Source organism: Nonomuraea ceibae (assembly GCF_019396325.1).
GTDB classification, from domain to species: Bacteria; Actinomycetota; Actinomycetes; order Streptosporangiales; family Streptosporangiaceae; genus Nonomuraea; species Nonomuraea ceibae.
The window spans coordinates 1-17,280 of record NZ_JAHKRO010000087.1; the positions used below are offsets into that span (position 1 = coordinate 1).

At 71.1% G+C, this 17,280-nt stretch carries 14 protein-coding genes; 8 read left to right on the forward strand and 6 right to left on the reverse strand.

The features are described 5' to 3' along the window. Window positions 1-114: 114 nt before the first annotated feature. Window positions 115-873 carry a hypothetical protein gene (locus tag KME80_RS36230; protein WP_219511569.1) on the reverse strand — a complete coding sequence of 253 codons (759 nt, stop codon included), beginning with the start codon at window positions 871-873 and terminating at the stop codon, window positions 115-117. Window positions 874-1,086: 213 nt separating this feature from the next. Here KME80_RS36230 and KME80_RS36235 point away from each other — a divergent pair, with 213 nt between their 5' ends. Both KME80_RS36235 and KME80_RS36240 read left to right on the forward strand, forming a co-directional pair. Then, window positions 1,087-2,343, forward strand: a complete 1,257-nt coding sequence (locus tag KME80_RS36235) for a helix-turn-helix domain-containing protein (protein WP_219511570.1) — start codon at window positions 1,087-1,089, stop codon at window positions 2,341-2,343. A gap of 125 nt (window positions 2,344-2,468) precedes the next feature. Beyond that, window positions 2,469-3,335, forward strand: a complete 867-nt coding sequence (locus tag KME80_RS36240) for an SAM-dependent methyltransferase (protein ID WP_246646345.1) — start codon at window positions 2,469-2,471, stop codon at window positions 3,333-3,335. 69 nt (window positions 3,336-3,404) lie between these two features. Here KME80_RS36240 and KME80_RS36245 read toward each other — a convergent pair whose 3' ends face one another. Beyond that, on the reverse strand, window positions 3,405-4,226 hold the full coding sequence (locus KME80_RS36245) for a DUF4253 domain-containing protein (protein WP_219511571.1): 822 nt from the start codon (window positions 4,224-4,226) through the stop codon (window positions 3,405-3,407). A 120-nt stretch (window positions 4,227-4,346) separates the two neighbouring features. Here KME80_RS36245 and KME80_RS36250 point away from each other — a divergent pair, with 120 nt between their 5' ends. The 3 genes from KME80_RS36250 to KME80_RS36260 are packed head-to-tail and all read left to right on the forward strand — an operon-like array spanning window position 4,347 to window position 7,106. Further along, window positions 4,347-5,873 carry a carboxylesterase/lipase family protein gene (locus tag KME80_RS36250; protein WP_219511572.1) on the forward strand — a complete coding sequence of 509 codons (1,527 nt, stop codon included), beginning with the start codon at window positions 4,347-4,349 and terminating at the stop codon, window positions 5,871-5,873. Window positions 5,874-5,880: 7 nt separating this feature from the next. Then, a complete protein-coding gene (locus KME80_RS36255) occupies window positions 5,881-6,486 on the forward strand; it encodes a response regulator transcription factor (RefSeq protein ID WP_219511574.1) in 606 nt (201 codons plus the stop codon). Continuing rightward, window positions 6,483-7,106: an HAD family hydrolase gene (locus KME80_RS36260; protein ID WP_308126074.1), complete on the forward strand. Its 624-nt coding sequence runs from the start codon at window positions 6,483-6,485 to the stop codon at window positions 7,104-7,106. The genes KME80_RS36255 and KME80_RS36260 overlap by 4 nt, the downstream gene beginning before the upstream one ends. Before the next feature lie 26 nt (window positions 7,107-7,132). On the opposite strand, the gene KME80_RS36265 is transcribed toward KME80_RS36260, so the two are convergent. Together KME80_RS36265 and KME80_RS36270 are read right to left on the reverse strand one after the other, a co-directional pair. Continuing rightward, complete coding sequence (locus tag KME80_RS36265) at window positions 7,133-7,765, reverse strand: TenA family protein (protein WP_219511578.1); 633 nt, start codon at window positions 7,763-7,765, stop codon at window positions 7,133-7,135. 70 nt (window positions 7,766-7,835) lie between these two features. Beyond that, window positions 7,836-8,942, reverse strand: coding sequence for a TIGR03118 family protein (locus KME80_RS36270; protein WP_219511579.1), 1,107 nt, complete (start codon window positions 8,940-8,942; stop codon window positions 7,836-7,838). A 111-nt stretch (window positions 8,943-9,053) separates the two neighbouring features. Here KME80_RS36270 and ppgK point away from each other — a divergent pair, with 111 nt between their 5' ends. Both ppgK and hrpA read left to right on the forward strand, forming a co-directional pair. Further along, window positions 9,054-9,791, forward strand: coding sequence for a polyphosphate--glucose phosphotransferase (gene ppgK / locus KME80_RS36275; protein ID WP_219511580.1), 738 nt, complete (start codon window positions 9,054-9,056; stop codon window positions 9,789-9,791). Between the two features lie 222 nt (window positions 9,792-10,013). After that, the gene (hrpA, locus tag KME80_RS36280) at window positions 10,014-13,883 is read left to right on the forward strand and encodes an ATP-dependent RNA helicase HrpA (RefSeq protein ID WP_219511581.1); all 3,870 of its coding nucleotides are present in this window, start codon (window positions 10,014-10,016) and stop codon (window positions 13,881-13,883) included. On the opposite strand, the gene KME80_RS36285 is transcribed toward hrpA, so the two are convergent. Both KME80_RS36285 and KME80_RS36290 read right to left on the reverse strand, forming a co-directional pair. Continuing rightward, window positions 13,873-14,469: a Uma2 family endonuclease gene (locus KME80_RS36285; RefSeq protein WP_219511582.1), complete on the reverse strand. Its 597-nt coding sequence runs from the start codon at window positions 14,467-14,469 to the stop codon at window positions 13,873-13,875. The two genes, hrpA and KME80_RS36285, sit on opposite strands and share 11 nt — an antisense overlap. Window positions 14,470-14,509: 40 nt before the next feature. Then, window positions 14,510-16,513, reverse strand: coding sequence for a catalase (locus tag KME80_RS36290; RefSeq protein WP_219511583.1), 2,004 nt, complete (start codon window positions 16,511-16,513; stop codon window positions 14,510-14,512). A gap of 105 nt (window positions 16,514-16,618) precedes the next feature. Between KME80_RS36290 and KME80_RS36295 the strand changes: the two genes are divergently transcribed. Beyond that, entirely contained in the window at window positions 16,619-17,275 is a 657-nt protein-coding gene (locus tag KME80_RS36295; RefSeq protein ID WP_219511584.1) for an HAD family hydrolase, read from the forward strand. The last annotated feature ends 5 nt before the right edge of the window (window positions 17,276-17,280 follow it).

The following is a 17,280-nucleotide window of genomic DNA, read 5'->3' on the forward strand; positions in this document are numbered from 1 at the left end:
CCTGGTCGAGGGGCGGCCGGTCGGGGGGTGGCGGCGGGCGGGTGCCGCGTACCGGGACCTCGCAGGGCCGGTGGCGCGGCCCGCGGACCTCGTCGGTGAGCATGATCACTCCTGTCAGGTCAGGGCGCCTGCGTCCGATGGGGACAGCAGGGCGTGGGGCGGCGCGGTCGCCTGGTTGGGCACGCTGGCCGCGACCAGCCGCTCGGACAGGCCCGTGGCCAGGCCCGCCGTCAGGCGCGGGAAGCCGATGCGCGGGGGCGGCTTGCCGCCGGTGACCGAGGTGGCGACCCGGCCGGCCAGCGACAGGTGCTCGGCGCAGCGGTCGCGCACCCTGGCCTCCAGGCCGGCGATCTGGGCGAGCCGGTGGCGCAGCGGCTCCAGCGTGGCGGTGCGTTCGAGCCCGGCGAGGTCGGCCAGCCGTCCCGGCCAGCGCAGCTCCTCGCGCAGGCGCGCCTCCACCTCCGGGACGACGCGTTCGGCGGCCAGCCCCTCCTGGAGCAGCCGGGTGGCGACGGTCACCGCCATGAACGACGTCAGGTCGTAGTCGGCCAGCCGCCCGGCCAGCGCGGCGTCGAGCACGAGCACCCGGTACGACAGGGCTTCGGCGCTCCAGCCCAGCACCATGAGGCGGTCGGTGCCCGCCTCGGCGTGCCAGCCGGCGAGCCGCAGCTCGCGCGCCATCCGCTGGTACAGGCTCCACGTGCCGGCGTCGCCGTCTGTCCAGATCTGGACCCCGCCGAGAGGCAGGTCCGATACGTTGACCGTTGTCCCGGCCGGAGCGATCTGGGAGCAGATGCGCTGGATCACCCGCTCCTGCGCCGGTGAGGCCGTGCTCTTGGTGAACCAGGGGCTTATCTGGTGATCGATGGTCACGTTCGGCCACCTCCCTGCCGGGGGCCTCCGAAGGGGCCGGCTGTCAGGTAACAGTTTCCACGTGTCGTACGATACTGGCCAAATGCGGGTTATGGTGTCAACTCTCAGTTTTCGACAATACGTGAGCGGCTCCGGTACGGGAAGAGCGCCCTGCGCGGACGCGCCGGGCGGCGTCTAGGCTGGAAGAGCGTTCACGGGTAGCAGGAGGTCCGCGTGGCGAAGTTCGCCGAGCGACTCGATCTCGCGCTCAACAAGCGAGGTTTCACAGGCGCTCAAGTCGCCGCCGCGCTCACCGAGGCCGGCATCCCGATCACACGCGCCTACGTCAGCCAGTTGCGCACCGGCAAGCAGACCAACCCGACGCTTCAGGTGCTGCGCGCCCTCGCTGCATGCCTCCAGGTGAGCGTTGGCTGGCTCGTAGGTGAGGATTACCTGGAGTCCGGGGCGGTGGAGGACCTCCAGCTCCGCGCCGCCGCCATCGGCGTGTCCGCCTCCGGGCTGTCCGACGCCTCGCTGACCGTGCTGCGGGGGGTGATCGAGCTGGCCCGCAAGGCCGAGGGCCTGCCCGAGGAGCCCGAGCCGGCCATGGAGATCCCCGACGCGGCGGCGCCGCTGGAGGAGCCGATGCGGGTGGCGCTCGGCGAGCGGCTCCGATCACTGCGCCTGGCCGCGCAGATCAGCCCGGAGAAGGTGGAGACCGCGCTCGGCAAGGGCGCCGTCGCGGTCGAGGCGATCGAGGCCGGCCGCATCACGCCCGCGCCGGCCACCGTCGAGCGCCTGCTGACGCTCTACGGGGTGACCGCCGTGCCCGCCCGCGAGTACGTGCTCTCGCTGGCGCGCGGCGAGCGTGAGCTGGCCTGGTACGACGCCAGCTCGTTCCCGGTGTGGCTGGCGACGACCTGCGCCATCGACAGCCGGGCCTCGGTGATCCGCACCTATCACACCCACTTCGTGCCGCCGCTGCTGCAGACCGAGTCCTACGCGCTGGCCGCGATCGCCACGGCCGACCAGGGCTCGTTCCGCCACACCACGGCCGACGCGGCGGTCGACATCCTGGCCGCCCGGCAGCGGCTGATCTTCGGGCCCAACGGCCCGGTCGTGTGGGCGGTCATGGACGAGGGCGTCCTGCTGCGCTCGATCGCCGACCCGGAGGTCATGCTCGACCAGCTCGACCGGCTGATCGCCTACGCCAAGCGGCCCAACATCTCGCTGCACATCGTGCCGATGGAGGACCCGGCGTACGTGCCGCGCACCGGCCCGTTCACGCTGTGGCGCTTCGCGGAGGCGTTCGAGCCCGACATCGCGTGCTCCCACGCGCTGGAGGCCGACGAGCTGATCACCGACGGGGTCGTGGTGGAGGCGTACCACCAGGCGTTCACCAAGCTGTCGGTCACCACGACCACCCGCGACGAGACGATCGACATGCTCTGCGCGCATCGCGAAAGACTTTCACGTACGCCCGCGAATTGATCTCCGGGAATGCGAAAAGTCATATTTCCTCAAAATACACTGCCCCATGTAGTTGAATAAGAGAATTTATGGATCATTATTAACATTGGTCATCCGAGTGGGGTCAGAGACCGGAACTTTCCCGAATGGACGCGGCGAGGGGAAAGGGGCGACACGCAATGCGGCAACGTGCCATCCGAAACCTGGCCAATCTCGACACCGCACACGCGAGGATCACGCGCATCCTTGATGCCGCCACCGGAGGCAAGAACAACTTCCGGGCCGACCGTGAAGCGGTGAACCGGTACGACGTGGCAGCCGCGGTGACGACCGCCGCGGCTCGGGCCGTCCAGGGGTATCTGTGCCGGGCCGTACGGCACCTGGCCGGTGAAGGCGTTGACCAGTTCATGATCGTGGGAAGTGGTGTCCCCAGCGGCCTGCCACCCGGCGGGCAGCTGCATGACATCGCCCGCGACACGCTCCGTACCTCTTGTGCGCGTGTCGTCTATATAGAGAATGACCCGATGGTGCTGGCCAACGCGCAGGCCACCATCGAACCGATCACCGACTCGGTCCGCGTGGTCGAGGGCGACATCCGCCAGATCGACGAGATCCTCGACGACCGGGTCGTGCGCACGTTCGCCGACTGGAACCGGCCGATGGCCTGGGTGGTGGTGTCCACCCACAGCCTCAGCGACGACGAGCAGGCGCGCTACGTCGTCAAACGCCTGCGCCAGTCGGTGCCGGAAAGGAGTTACCTGGCGATCCTGCAGACGACGTTCGACGGCATACCGCCGGAGTTGCTGCCCGCCATCAACGACCTGCTGGCCATGACGCTGCCTGGGCACGCGGTGCGCTCCCGCGACCGGGTGGAGGCGTTGCTCGACGGTCTGGACCTGCTGGAACCGGGATTGGTGTGGGTCCCGGAGTGGCGGCCTGACGAGGGCGACCCGCACTGCGCCGACCAGCCGGGGACGTCGGGCAACTACGGGGCGGTGGCCCGCCTGCCGTGATCGGGACCCGCCGCCCGCCGCCGGGCGGGCGGCGCCAGTCCCGGCGCGAGTCCTGGCAGCGGCGGGGCGTCAGTCCCACCAGAACGACCAGGCGTGCTCGCCGATGATCTGCTGCGCGTAGCCCCGCAGGTCGCCCGGCCCCTGGACGACGTTGTCCGGGCAGAACGTCCAGTGCTCGGCCGCGACGCGCATGGCGTGCTCCGGCTCCACGGGCGGCGCCGCCACGCTCAGCTCCAGCGTGTTGAAGCCGACGCCCACCACCCGCGCGCCGAAGCGCTCCTCCCAGCTGCGCACCACGGCGGCCAGCGGCACCATCCACTCGTTGTGGTGCAGCGCGCCCTGCCAGCCCATCACGGCCAGCGCGTCGGCGCCCCGGGGCGCGGCCACCAGCCCCAGCGGCATCCCCCGCTCGGCCAGCACCCCGGCGTACCAGGCGGCGACCTCGTCCGGGTGGGCCACCGGCGTCCCCGGCGGGGCCAGACCCGGACAGATCGCCCCGTAGGGGTCGAGCTCGTCCAGGGCGTCCTGGGCGGGCATCTGCGACACCCACTCCTGCCACACCTCGGCCATGAACCCCTCGGCGGTGAAATGGTCGATCTGCACCGGCTCGTCGGGCACCACCTGCCCCACCGACCACGGCTGCGCGCTCTCGTCCAGCAGCACCGGCCACAGCCCGCTGCGCGGGTGCTCGGCGTGGAAGCGCCGCCAGTCGGCCCCGGAGACGGGCTCGTCGCTCATCCAGAACGCCGGCCGCGCCGCCGGCCCCTGCCCGGTGTAGCCCGGATCGGGCCAGACCATGCCGCCCTCGGGCACAGCGATCCCCAGAGCCCGTCCCCTGCCGCCGTCGGCGAACAGCGGGCACAGCTCCGGCGGCAGCTGATGATCGTTCATGCCCTACCGTTCCGATACCGAATCCCGTCTCGCAGATGGTAATGCCGGGGACATTTGTCCTGGGCGATCCCGGATGCATGAACCTTCCGGCGCCCCGGGCGCTTCCGCGACCGTTGAGGCATGAGAACACTTCTCGCACTGGCCGTCCTGCTCACCGCCTGCGGGACCGCGACGAGCACCCAGGCCGCCCCGGACCCCGCGGTCGTCCGGACCGACGCCGGGACGGTGCGCGGCAGCGTGTCCGGCGAGCACCGGATCTTCCAGGGCATCCGCTACGCGACCGCCGGCCGCTGGGAGCCGCCCCGCCCGGCCCCGGCCTGGCAGGGCGTCCGCGACGCCACCGCGCCCGGCGCGATGTGCCCGCAGGTCGGCTCGCCGTACGCGCCCGTCCGCAGCGAGGACGAGGACTGCCTGTTCCTGAACGTGACCACCCCCGCCGAGCCCGCCAAGCCGGGCACGCGGCGGCCGGTGATGGTGTGGCTGCACGGCGACGGCGCGCTCGGCGCCGGGCACTACTCCGACGCCCGCCGGCTGGCCGCCCAGGGCACGGTGGTCGTGACGATCAACTACCGGCTCGGCGTGTTCGGCGGCTTCGGGCACCCGGGCCTGGCCGACGGCGGCACGTACGGGCTCCAGGACCAGACCGAGGCGCTGCGCTGGGTGCGGCGCAACGCGGCGGCCTTCGGCGGCGACCCGGGAAACGTGACCGTGTTCGGCATCTCCTACGGGGCCTCGTCCATCGGCGCGCTGCTCACCTCGCCGGGCGCCAAGGGCCTGTTCCACCGGGCGATCATGCAGAGCGGCGAGGCCATGATGGACATGCCCGCCGGCAGCATGGTGCCGGGCCTGGAGGCGCTGCCGTCGTTCATGTGGCGGCCGAAGGCCGAGATCGCGGCCCTGGGCGAGGCGTACGCCCGGCAGCTCGGCTGCGACAGCCTGGCGTGCCTGCGCGCGCTCCCGGTCAAGAAGATCCTCGACGTGCCGCAGATCATGAACGTGTTCCAGGTGTACGCGTACGGCAACCGGGTGCTGCCGCAGTCGCCGGACGAGGCCCTGCGCAAGGGCCGCTTCCACCGGGTGCCGGTGCTGGCCGGGGCGACCCGGGACGAGCATCGTCTCTTTGTCGCGATGAATTACGACATTCAGGGTAAAACGCCGAATTATCCCAAACTTGTACGGGAAGCGTTCGGCAGGAAGGCACCTGACATTCTTCGTAAGTACCCGGTAAATCGGTATAAGTCTCCTAGTATTGCGTGGGCCACCGTCCTCACCGACCGCATGTGGGCCCGCGCCACCCACGAACAGAACACGCTCCTGGCCCGGCACGTCCCCGTGTACGGCTACGAGTTCGCCGACCGCGACGCGCCGATGTTCCTGCCGCTGGAGACCGGCTTCGACTGGGGCGCCTACCACGCGGGCGACCTGCCCTACCTCTTCGAGGAGAAGGACACCCCGCTCCCGCCCGCCCAGCGCGCGCTGTCGGACCGGATGATCGGCTACTGGACCAACTTCGCCCGCGCCGGCGACCCCAACGGCGACGGCCTGCCCACCTGGCCCCGCGCCTCCTCCGGCACGCTCGCGCTGGAACCCGGCAAGATCCGCGTCATCGACTACGCTGCCAGGCACCGGCTCGGTTTCTGGAAGTAGGACGGCGTTGATCAAGCTCCTGATCGCCGAGGACCAGGGCATGATGCGCGACGCGCTGGCCCTGCTCCTCGGGCTGGAGGACGACCTGGAGATCGTCGCCCAGGTGTCGTCCGGCGACGCGATCATGGCGGCCGCCGAGACCCACCGGCCCGACGTGGCGCTGCTCGACATCGAGCTGCCCGGCCGCTCCGGCCTCGACGTGCTGCCGGAGCTGCGGGCCGCGCGGCCGGACTGCGCGGTGCTGATCCTCACCACCTTCGCCCGGCCGGGCTACCTGCGCCGCGCGATGGAGGCCGGGGCCGCCGGGTTCCTGGTCAAGGACGGGCCCGTCGAGGAACTGGCCGCCGCCGTCCGCCGGATCGCGGCGGGGGAGCGGATCGTCGACCCCGCCCTGGCCGCCGCCGCGCTGCGCGCCGGGCCCAGCCCGCTCACCGACCGCGAGCGCGACGTGCTCGCCGCCGCGCTCGACGGCGCCACCATCGCCGACGTGGCCGCCCGGCTGCACCTGTCGGAGAGCACGGTGCGCAACCACCTGTCGTCGGCCATCGGCAAGACCCACACCCGCAACCGCATCGAGGCCGCCAGGCTCGCACGGCACAATGGATGGCTGTGACCTCCACCGAAGCGACGCCCGCCGGCCAGACCCCCGCCGGCGCGTTCCCGTACGACGCCGTGCTGTGTGACCTCGACGGCGTCCTGCGCCTGTTCGACCTCGACGTCCAGGACGCCATCGAGGCCCGCTACGGCCTCCCCGTGCGGCGCACCGCCTTCGCCCCCGAGATTCTCTCCCCGGCCACGCTCGGCCGCGTCACCGAGGCGCAGTGGGTCGACTCCGTCGCCGCCGCGCTGGGCGGCGACGAGCGCGCCAGGCAGGCCGCCGCCGAGTTCGCCGCCGTGCCGTTCCGGGTCGACGAGGAGGTCAGGGCCCTGCTCGCCAAGGCCCAGGAGCACGCCCCGGTGATCATCGTCACCAACGCCATGGACAGCCTGGACGAGCACCTCGACCGGCTCGGCCTCACCTACTTCGCCGACGCCGTCGTCAGCAGCGCCCGCGTCGGCGTCGCCAAGCCCGACCGGCGCATCTACGAGATCGCCGCCGAGCTCGCCGGGGCCGCGCCCGAGCGCTGCCTGTTCGTCGACGACCGCGCCGAGAACGTCGCCGCCGCCGTCGCCCTCGGCATGACCGGAGTCCACTACCGGCAGGCCGCCGACCTGGCCGCCGCCCTCGGCTGACTGAGGGCCATGTCTGACGCCCCCGGCTAGCCGAGGGCCATGTCGAAGAAGCGGCGCTCCAGCTCGACCGCCCGGCCGAACACCTCCAGCACGCGCCGCCGGCCCGCCTCGCCGAGCCCCGGCCCGAGCCGGTCCAGCTCGCCGCGCAGGAAGTCGACCCACGCGCGGAACTCGGGGCCCTCGTGCAGCCCGATCCACTCCCGGTGCACGAAGCCCTCCGGCAGCGGCTCGACCGCCCTGGACGCCCAGCCGAGGTAGGACCACTCGGCCACGCACAGCACCGCCGCGATCGACGGGTAGTCCTGAGAGGCGCGCACCTCGTCCATGAGCTGCCGGAACTCCGCCGTCACCGGCTCCGTCGCCGCCTGCGTGCTGCCGCCGAGCGCCGCCAGCGCCCGGTGGAAGTACGTCTTCTCCTCCGTCGTCGCCACCTGGCCGAGGAACTGCCCGTACGGGACGCGCGCCTCGAAGGTGTCGGCACAGGCGACGGCCGCGCCGAGGAGCGCGGTGAAGGAGTCGACGAACTGGAAGTCCTGCTCCAGGTAGCGCCGCATGTCGGCCTCACCCGTCGTGATCGCCGTGGCGAACGGGTGGGTCACCACCGCCGTCCACTCGGGCTCGCACTGCTCGCGCAGCCATGCGCTGAAGGTCTCGGTCACGTACCCGACTCTAGGCCCTGGCCCCCGGCTCCCGGCGCGGGCCGGGGGCCGCGCCGGGAACGCCGGAGGGTCAGTAGCCGCCGTACGGCTGGCTGGGGGCCTTCGTGGGGGCCTTCGTCGGGGCCTTGGTGGCCGGGGCGGCGGGACGGGAGCCCGCCGGGCGGATCACGCCGAGCAGGCCGTGCGTGCCGCCCTCCACGCCGGCCGAGAACCACAGCGCGTTCTCGCCGCCGTTCGCCGCCGTGCCGGGCTCCAGGTCCCACAGCCCCGGCAGCGTGATCGCCTTGCCGCCGGCGGTGCGCAGCGCGCCCAGGTGGCGGTTGCCGCGGTAGGCGTGGATGGTGCCGTCGCCGAAGTTGCCGACCAGCAGCGCGCCCGCGTACTGGCCGAGGCGGCGCGGCGCCTTGGTGATCGCCCACGGCGCGTTCAGGCCGGTCCGCGCGATGCGCCCGGTCAGCCTGCCGTCGAGGTCGAAGCGGCTGACGAAGCCCTTGCCCGCCCCGGCGACCGACTTGCCGGTCTTCGGGTCGCGCAGCGCGTACGCCACCCACACGTTGCCGTTGACCACGGCCACGTTGAACGGCGAGTAGTTCGCCGGCACCGCCGCGTCCCTGAACTGCGAGCGCGACAGCCGCACCCGCCGGAAGTCGGCGTCGAAGGCGTGGATCCGGCCGCCCGCGAAGTCGGCCGCCAGCAGGAAGTCGCCGTCGTCCGTCTCGGCCAGCGCCAGGCCCTTGTAGTCGGCGCCGCGCGTGAACGCGCCGATGATCGCGTTCTTCGGGTCGGCCTCGGCGTTCCAGCCGCTGATCGCACCGCTCGGGCTGGAGAAGACGAACGTGGCGGGCCTGCCCTTGACGGTGAAGCCGTCGCCGGGGTTGAACACCTGGCCGGTCGGGGCGCCGCCCGGCACGACCACCTCCGTCGCCTCCTTCTTGCCCTGGCCGGAGTAGACGGTGGCGCTGCCGGTGCCCGTGTTGGACACCCACAGCGTCTTGCCCATGGCCAGCCCCCAGGGGTTGACCAGCTTGGGATCGGTGAGCGCCGCCTTGCCCTTGACGTCCGACACCAGGTTGACGACGTCGAACCGGGTGCGGTGGCTCGTGGCCTGTGCGGGGGTGTTGAGAGTGCTGCCCATGACGACCGCGACAGCGCCCAGGGCGATGATGCGTGACCGCATCCGTACCTCCTTGATAGCGCTTGTGACGCGAGATACGCGAGAGCCGCCTCCCGGGTTCAGTTAGGGTCCCTGGAGGCGTTTCGCGGCCGTGTACGGGGGAGTGGAAGACGCATGGACGTGCTGGGCATCGACATCGGCGGATCGGGCATCAAGGGCGCGCCCGTCGACCTGGAGACCGGCGAGCTCACCCGGGAGCGGCTGCGCGTGCCGACGCCGCGCCCCGCCGTGCCCGGGGCGGTCGCCGCCGAGGTGGGGCGGATCGTCGAGCACTTCGCCTGGACGGGCCCCGTCGGGGTGGCCGTGCCCGGCGTGGTGCACGGCGGCGTGATGCGCGACGCCGTCAACCTGCACGAGTCGTGGGCCGGGGCCGACGCCGCCGAGCTGTTCGGCGGGGCGGCCGTGGTCAACGACGCCGACGCGGCCGGGCTGGCGGAGATGACCTACGGCAAGGGGCGCGGGGAGCGCGGCACCGTGCTCATGCTCACGTTCGGCACCGGGATCGGCAGCGCGCTGTTCGTCGACGGCGTGCTCGTGCCCAACACCGAGCTGGGCCACCTGGAGCTGCACGGCCACGACGCCGAGCACCGCGCCTCCGACCGGGCCCGCGAGGAGCACGACCTCGGCTGGCGGGAGTGGGCCGGGCGGGTCCAGGACTACCTGGAGCACGTGGTGATGCTGCTGTCGCCGTCGCTGATCATCATCGGCGGCGGGGTCAGCAAGAAGGCCGACAAGTTCCTGCCGTACGTCCAGGTGGGCGTGCCCGTCATCCCCGCCGCGCTGCGCAACGAGGCGGGCATCGTCGGGGCCGCCGCGACAGCCGGTAATCGGCGCAGCACAGCGCTGCCGTAAACGTGATCAAACAGAGGCAACCCGGAGGCTGTTCCAGGAGTCTCATAGACGTGACCGTGGCCCGCCACGACTCAACTCTGGGGAGAGTGGGCCGGTCGTGGCGGGCCACGGTCACCCAGCGGCACGACGGGGGCCCCGATATTGGGATGCGCCGCGCCGCGCGGTGGGGCACGATGGGCCGTTGGCTCCCGGCGAGCGGGGCCCGAATATCCTTGAAGCAGTATGGGAACTCCTGCGTTGTCCTCTCCACTCACCGAGCTCCAGTCCCGCCTGCCCGGTCTGATGCCGCGCGACCAGCGGCGGCTGCGGCGCAGGCTCGACGGCGTGCGCCGGGTGCGCTCCCGCGAGGCGCGCGAGAAGATCGCCGCGGAGATCCTCGCCGACGTCGAACGCGCCGAGCAGCGGCTCGCGCGACGCCGCGAGGCCCTGCCGGTCGTCACCTACCCGGACAACCTGCCGGTCTCGCAGCGCAAGGACGACATCCTGGCGGCCATCCGCGACCACCAGGTCGTGATCATCGCCGGTGAGACCGGGTCCGGCAAGACCACCCAGATCCCCAAGATCTGCCTGGAGCTGGGCCGGGGCGTGCGCGGGCTGATCGGCCACACCCAGCCGCGCCGCATCGCCGCCCGCACCGTGGCCGAGCGCATCGCCGAGGAGCTCGGCACCGAGCTCGGCCAGGCCGTCGGCTACAAGGTCCGCTTCACCGACCAGGCGAGCGACCGCACCCTGGTCAAGCTGATGACCGACGGCATCCTGCTCGCCGAGCTGCAGCACGACCGGCTGCTGGAGCAGTACGACACGCTGATCATCGACGAGGCGCACGAGCGCAGCCTCAACATCGACTTCATCCTCGGCTACCTCAAGCAGCTCCTGCCGCAGCGGCCCGACCTCAAGGTCGTCATCACCAGCGCCACCATCGACCCCGAGCGGTTCTCCCGCCACTTCGACGACGCGCCGATCATTGAGGTGTCCGGCCGCACCTACCCCGTCGAGGTCCGCTACCGGCCGCTCGACGACGAGGACGACCAGACGCAGGGCATCGTGCACGCCTGCCGCGAGCTGATCGGCGAAGGCCCCGGCGACATCCTCGTCTTCCTCAGCGGCGAGCGGGAGATCCGCGACGCCGCCGACGCGCTGGCCAAGGCCGAGTTCCGCAACACCGAGATCCTGCCGCTCTACTCCCGGCTGAGCGCCGCCGAGCAGCACCGCGTCTTCCAGCGCCACACCGGCCGCCGCATCGTGCTCGCCACCAACGTGGCCGAGACGTCGCTGACCGTCCCCGGCATCAAGTACGTCGTCGACCCCGGCTACGCCCGCATCTCCCGCTACAGCCACCGCACCAAGGTGCAGCGCCTGCCCATCGAGGCCATCTCGCAGGCCAGCGCCAACCAGCGCAAGGGCCGCTCCGGCCGCACCTCCGACGGCATCGCCATCCGGCTGTACGAGGAGGAGGACTTCCTGGCGCGGCCGGAGTTCACCGACCCGGAGATCCTGCGCACCAACCTGGCCTCGGTCATCCTGCAGATGACCTCCATCGGGCTGGGCGACATCGAGGCGTTCCCGTTCGTCGAGCCGCCCGACCGCCGCCAGGTCAAGGACGGCGTCAACCTGCTGCACGAGCTGGGCGCGTTCGACGCCCACGGCAAGCTCACGCCCATCGGCCGCAAGCTCGCCGCGCTGCCCGTCGACCCGCGCCTGGGCCGCATGGTGCTGGAGGCCGAGCACAACGGCTGCCTGCGCGAGGTCATGGTCATCGCCGCCGCCCTGTCGATCCAGGACCCGCGCGAGCGGCCCTCCGACAAGCAGCAGCAGGCCGACGAGAAGCACCGTCGCTTCGCCGACCCCGAATCCGACTTCCTGTCCTACGTCAACCTGTGGAACCACCTGCGGGAGAAGCAGCAGGAGCTGTCGTCCAGCGCGTTCCGCCGCATGTGCAAGGCCGAGTTCCTCAACTACCTGCGCGTGCGCGAATGGCAGGACATCTACAGCCAGATCCGCCAGTCGCTCGGCGCCCACCCCGGCACCGAGACGGCCGACCCGCGCCAGGTGCACGCCTCGCTCCTGGTCGGGCTGCTGTCGCACATCGGCGTCAAGGACGTCATGGACAAGCGCGGTGACGGAGGCCGCCGCCCCGTCCAGGAGTACATCGGCGCGCGCAACGCCCGCTTCGCCATCTTCCCCGGCTCCGCGCTGGCCAAGAAGCAGCCGCAGTGGGTGATGTCGGCCGAGCTGGTCGAGACGTCCCGGCTGTGGGCGCGGGTCAACGCCAAGATCGAGCCCGACTGGGTCGAGCCGCTGGCCCAGCACCTGGTCAAGCGCTCCTACTCCGAGCCCCACTGGGAGAAGAACCAGGGCGCGGTGATCGCGCTGGAGAAGGTCACCCTGTACGGGCTGCCGCTCGTGGTCGGCCGCAAGGTCAACTACGGCCGGATCGACCCCGACCTGTCGCGCGAGCTGTTCATCCGGCACGCCCTCGTCGAAGGCGACTGGGACAGCCACCACAGCTTCCTCAAGGCCAACCGCAAGCTGCTCGAAGAGGTCGAGGAGCTGGAGAACCGGGCCCGCCGCCGCGACATCATGGTCGACGACGAGGCGCTGTTCGACTTCTACGACCAGCGGGTGCCCGCCGACGTCGTGTCCGCCCGCCACTTCGACGCCTGGTGGAAGAAGGCGCGCAACGAGCAGCCGGAGCTGCTCACGTTCTCGCCCGACATGCTCGTCAACGAGGGCGCCGACGTCAGCGCCCGCGACTACCCCGACACCTGGCGGCAGCTCGGCCAGCGGATGAAGCTGACCTACCAGTTCGAGCCCGGCGCCGACGCCGACGGCGTCACCGTGCACGTGCCGCTGCAGGTGCTCAACCAGATCAACTCCGACGGGTTCGACTGGCAGATCCCCGGCCTGCGCGAGGAGCTCATCACCGCGCTCATCCGCTCGCTGCCCAAACATTTGCGCCGCAACTTCGTGCCCGCCCCCAACTACGCCAAGCAGGTGCTGGCCGCCGTCAAGCAGGGCGGCGAGCCGCTGCTGGAGGCCGTCGAGCGCGAGCTGCTGCGGCTGACCGGCGTCCGCGTGCCGCACGACGCCTGGCAGCTCGACCAGATCCCCGACCACCTGCGGATCACGTACCGGGTGATCGACGAGCGCAAGCGCACGATCGCCGAGGACAAGGACCTCGACGCGCTCAAGCGGCGCCTGGCGCCGCGCCTGCGCAAGTCGCTCTCGCAGGCGGGCGACGACCTGGAGCGCACCGGCCTGACCACGTGGAGCTTCGGCACCCTGCCCAAGGTGTTCGAGCAGGGCCGCATGAAGGGCTACCCGGCGCTCGTCGACGCCGGCGACTCCGTCTCCATCAAGATCTTCGAGACGGAGGCCGAACAGCGCCGCTCCCACTGGACCGGCACCCGCCGCCTGCTGCTGCTCAACGTCACCAACCCGGCCAGGTCGCTGCTCGGCGGCCTGTCCAACCAGGCCAAGCTCGCGCTGTCACGCAGCCCCCACGGCGGCGCGGTCGCGCTGTTCGACGACATCGTCAACGCCTCCGTCGACAAGCTGACGAACGACGTCGGCGGCCCCGCCTGGGACCCGGTCGCCTTCGACCGCCTCTACCAGCACGTACGGGCCCACCTGTGGGACACCTCCGCCGAGGTGCTGTCGCGGGTGGAGCAGATCCTCACCGTCTGGCACGCCATCGGCACCCGCCTGGACGGCCTGCGCGCCGGCGCCTCCACCCAGGACGTACGCGACCAGCTCGGCAGGCTCGTCTTCCCGGGGTTCGTCACCGCGACCGGCCACCGCCGCCTCCCCGACATCCTGCGCTATCTGCGTGCCGTCGAGCGCCGCCTCACCAAGCTGCCCGAGGAGCCGTGGCGCGACGAGGAGTGGATGGACCGGGTGCACCGGGTGGAGGACGACTACCAGGACCTTCTCGACCGCCTGCACCCGGCCAGGCGCTCCGACCCGGACGTGGTGGAGATCCGGTGGATGATCGAGGAACTGCGGGTCAGCTTCTTCGCCCAGACGCTCGGCACCCCGACCCCGGTGTCGGAGAAGCGCATCGCCAAGGCGATGGACAGGCTCAGCCCTTGAAGATCGACGTGTCCAGCTCGAACCCGACGGGCTCGGGCAGGGTGATCGGCGAGCCGACCGTCACCTTGGTCATCGAGGTGTAGGCGCCGTCGACCGGCTTGCTGTAGACGGTCACGCCCGGCTCGTCGCCGATCGGGTCGATGAGCAGGTAGATCGGCACCTTGCCGACCGCGTAGCCCTTGGGCTTCTCCTGGCGGTCGTCGTGGGCGCTGCTCGGCGAGACCACCTCGGCGGCCACGAAAATGCCGGAGGACAGCAGCTCGAGATGCCCCCAGCGGGGGCAGTCGGCGGGTGCGAGCAGGTAGTCGGGCTGATAGGAGTCGCGGGGGCCTTCGATGCAGAGGCTCACGCCGCCTGCGGACTGCCACCATCCGCGCTCCCTGCTGAGCGGAAGGAGCTCGTAGGCCAGTTCCATGGCCATGCGGTGGTGCTCGGGGGTGCCTAGTGGGCTCAAGATGACCTTCCCTTCGATGACCTCTGCCCGGACGCCGGGCAGGGGGGGTAGGGCGTCGAAGACGTCTCGGAGATGATGCGGTGCGGTGTCGCTCACGGCGGGCTCCGGCTTGCTGATCGTCATGGTCGCCATGAACATGTCCCTTCGTGTTCGAGCAGGCACGCTCAGTATTTCACGCGGGAAGGCTGGACACGTCCCGGTCGTAGAAGCGGTGGGCGGCGACGGCCTCGGCGAACGGCTGGGCGATGTCGTCGCCGGCGACGACGCCGGTGCTGCCGGGCAGGCGGGCGGCCTCCACGAGCTGCGCGCCGGAGCCGACGGCGCCGATGGGCTTGCCGTGCTTGTACGCCTCCATGATCCAGAACTGGGCGCGGCCCATGGCGGCCAGGGCCTGGCCGTCGGCGGCCACGACCGCGTCGTACAGGACCGAGTTGGCGGCGCTGAGCTGGCGGTCGACCGGGATGCCGCCGATCGAGCCCTCGTGCGGCGCGATGATCTCGCAGATCGCGCCCTGCCCCTCCAGCGCCTGCTTGAGCGCGGTGACAGCGGCGGCGTCGGTGCCGTCGGCCATGAGAATGGCGATCTTGCGGGTGGCGACGCCGCCGGGCTGGTTCGTCATGCTGAGCGCGGGCGAGGCGTCGGAGTGCACCGGGCCGCCCTGCGGCACCGGCAGGCCGAGGCCGTGGGCGACCTGCTCGGCCAGGTCGGGATGGACGGAGCCGAGCTGCTTGAGCACGCCCTCCTTGATGTGCTTGCGCTCGACGTGTCCCAGCTCGAACAGGAACGCCGAGACGATGTGCCGCTTCTCCCAGTCGGCCATGCTGTTCCAGAAGAGCGTGGCCTGGGTGTAGTGGTCCTCGAAGCTGGGGCTGCGCTTGCGGATCTTGGTTCCGTCGATCTTCTCCTGGTAGTGCTTGTAGCCGTCGATGGCGGCCGGGCAGCCGCCGCTGATGGAGTTGACCGCGTAGCTGGTGCGCGACTCGTGGATGAGGTGCTGGTGGAAGCCGTCACGCTGGTCGTTGCGCACCGGGCTGACGGGCTGGTTGACGGGGATCTGCGGGAAGTTCGGCCCGCCCAGGCGCAGCAGCTGGGTGTCCAGGTAGGAGAAGAGCCTGCCCTGGAGCAGCGGGTCGTTGGTGAAGTCGATGCCGGGCACCACGTTGCCGAGGTGGAAGGCGACCTGCTCGGTCTCGGCGAAGAAGTTCTGCGGGTTGCGGTTGAGCACCATCCTGCCGATGGGCTTCAGCGGCACCTGCTCCTCAGGGATGATCTTCGTGGCGTCGAGCAGGTCGAAGTCGAAGTCGTGCTCGGCCGACTCGGGCACGAGCTGCACGCACAGCTCGTACTCGGGGTAGGCGCCCCGCTCGATGGCCTCCCACAGGTCGCGCCGGTTGAAGTCGGGGTCGTTGCCCTGGATGCGCAGCACCTCGTCCCACACCAGCGAGTGGGTGCCGAGCACGGGCCGCCAGTGGAACTTGACGAACGTGGCCCGCCCCACGTTGCTGACGAACCGGAACGTGTGCACGCCGAAGCCCTGCATCATCCGGTACGAGCGCGGGATGGCCCGGTCCGACATCAGCCACATGACCATGTGCATCGTCTCGGGCTGCATCTGGACGAAGTCCCAGAACGTGTCGTGCGCCGACTGCGCCTGCGGGATCTCGTTGTGCGGCTCCGGCTTGACGGCGTGCACGAAGTCGGGGAACTTGATGCCGTCCTGGATGAAGAAGACGGGGAAGTTGTTGCCGACCAGGTCGAAGTTGCCCTGGCTGGTGTAGAACTTGGTGGCGAAGCCGCGCACGTCGCGCACGGTGTCGGCCGACCCGCGCGAGCCCGCCACGGTGGAGAAGCGCACGAACACGGGGGTCCGCGCCGTCGTGTCGTTCAGGAACTCGGCGCACGTCACGTCGGCCATCGACTCGTAGACCTGGAAGTAGCCGTACGCGCCCGAGCCCCGGGCGTGCACGACCCGCTCGGGGATGCGCTCGTGGTCGAAGCGGGTGACCTTCTCGCGGAAGTGGAAGTCCTCCATGATGGTCGGACCCCGGGTGCCGGCCTTCAACGAGTTGTCGGTGTCGTCGACCGGGCAGCCCTGGTCCGTGGTCATGGGCGCGTCGTCCAGCGGCACCCGGTACTGGCGGAGCTGGGTGTCCTTGGCGTCGGTCTCAGGCTTCATGAGGTCCCCCCTGGCTGTCGAACCACACCTACCCCGGGGGCATCACTGGCCACTCCGGCGGATCCGTACAGTGGAGGGAAAATTCCAGATAACGGATGGGTTTTGATGATCAAGGCAGTGGTGCTGGACGTCGGTGAGACGCTCATCGACGAGACGCGCATCTGGTCGCGGTGGGCCGACCGGCTCGGGGTGCCGAGGTTCGTGCTGATGGGCGCGCTCGGCGGGATGGCCGCGCTCGACCGGTCCCACAGCGAGGCGTTCGAGCTCGTCCGGCCCGGCTTCGACTTCGAGGCGGAGAACGCGGCGTGGGAGCGGGACGAGCCCGGCAGCCTGCGCAACCATTTCGACGCCGACGACCTCTACCCGGACGTGCGGGAGGCGCTCGCCGCGCTGCGGGCGGCCGGCTACCAGGTGATCATCGCGGGCAACCAGCCGGAGCGGGCCTACGACGCGCTGGTGGCGATGGAGCTGCCGGTCGACTCGGTGCACACCTCCGACGGGTGGGGGGTGGCCAAGCCCGCGCCGGAGTTCTTCGCCAAGGTCGCGGCGGTCGCCGGGCGGCAGCCGGGGGAGATCCTGTACGTGGGGGACCGGCTGGACAACGACGTGCTGCCGGCCTCGGCGGCGGGCATGCGCACGGCGCTGCTGCGCCGGGGGCCGTGGGGCTACCTGCACGCCGAGCGGGCACAGGCCGCCCAGGTCGCCGACGTCATCGTCGACGACCTGCACGCCCTGCTCCCCGCCCTGCGCGGCATGGCCTGACGGCG

Bases quoted from the DNA above. Each gene is read 5' to 3' on its own strand.
- KME80_RS36295 (WP_219511584.1), top strand. From the start codon at position 16,619: ATGATCAAGGCAGTGGTGCTGGACGTCGGTGAGACGCTCATCGACGAG.
- KME80_RS36240 (WP_246646345.1), top strand. From the start codon at position 2,469: ATGGACGCGGCGAGGGGAAAGGGGCGACACGCAATGCGGCAACGTGCC.
- ppgK (WP_219511580.1), top strand. From the start codon at position 9,054: ATGGACGTGCTGGGCATCGACATCGGCGGATCGGGCATCAAGGGCGCG.
- KME80_RS36290 (WP_219511583.1), bottom strand. From the start codon at position 16,513: ATGAAGCCTGAGACCGACGCCAAGGACACCCAGCTCCGCCAGTACCGG.
- hrpA (WP_219511581.1), top strand. From the start codon at position 10,014: ATGGGAACTCCTGCGTTGTCCTCTCCACTCACCGAGCTCCAGTCCCGC.
- KME80_RS36285 (WP_219511582.1), bottom strand. From the start codon at position 14,469: ATGGCGACCATGACGATCAGCAAGCCGGAGCCCGCCGTGAGCGACACC.
- KME80_RS36250 (WP_219511572.1), top strand. From the start codon at position 4,347: ATGAGAACACTTCTCGCACTGGCCGTCCTGCTCACCGCCTGCGGGACC.
- KME80_RS36270 (WP_219511579.1), bottom strand. From the start codon at position 8,942: ATGCGGTCACGCATCATCGCCCTGGGCGCTGTCGCGGTCGTCATGGGC.
- KME80_RS36245 (WP_219511571.1), bottom strand. From the start codon at position 4,226: ATGAACGATCATCAGCTGCCGCCGGAGCTGTGCCCGCTGTTCGCCGAC.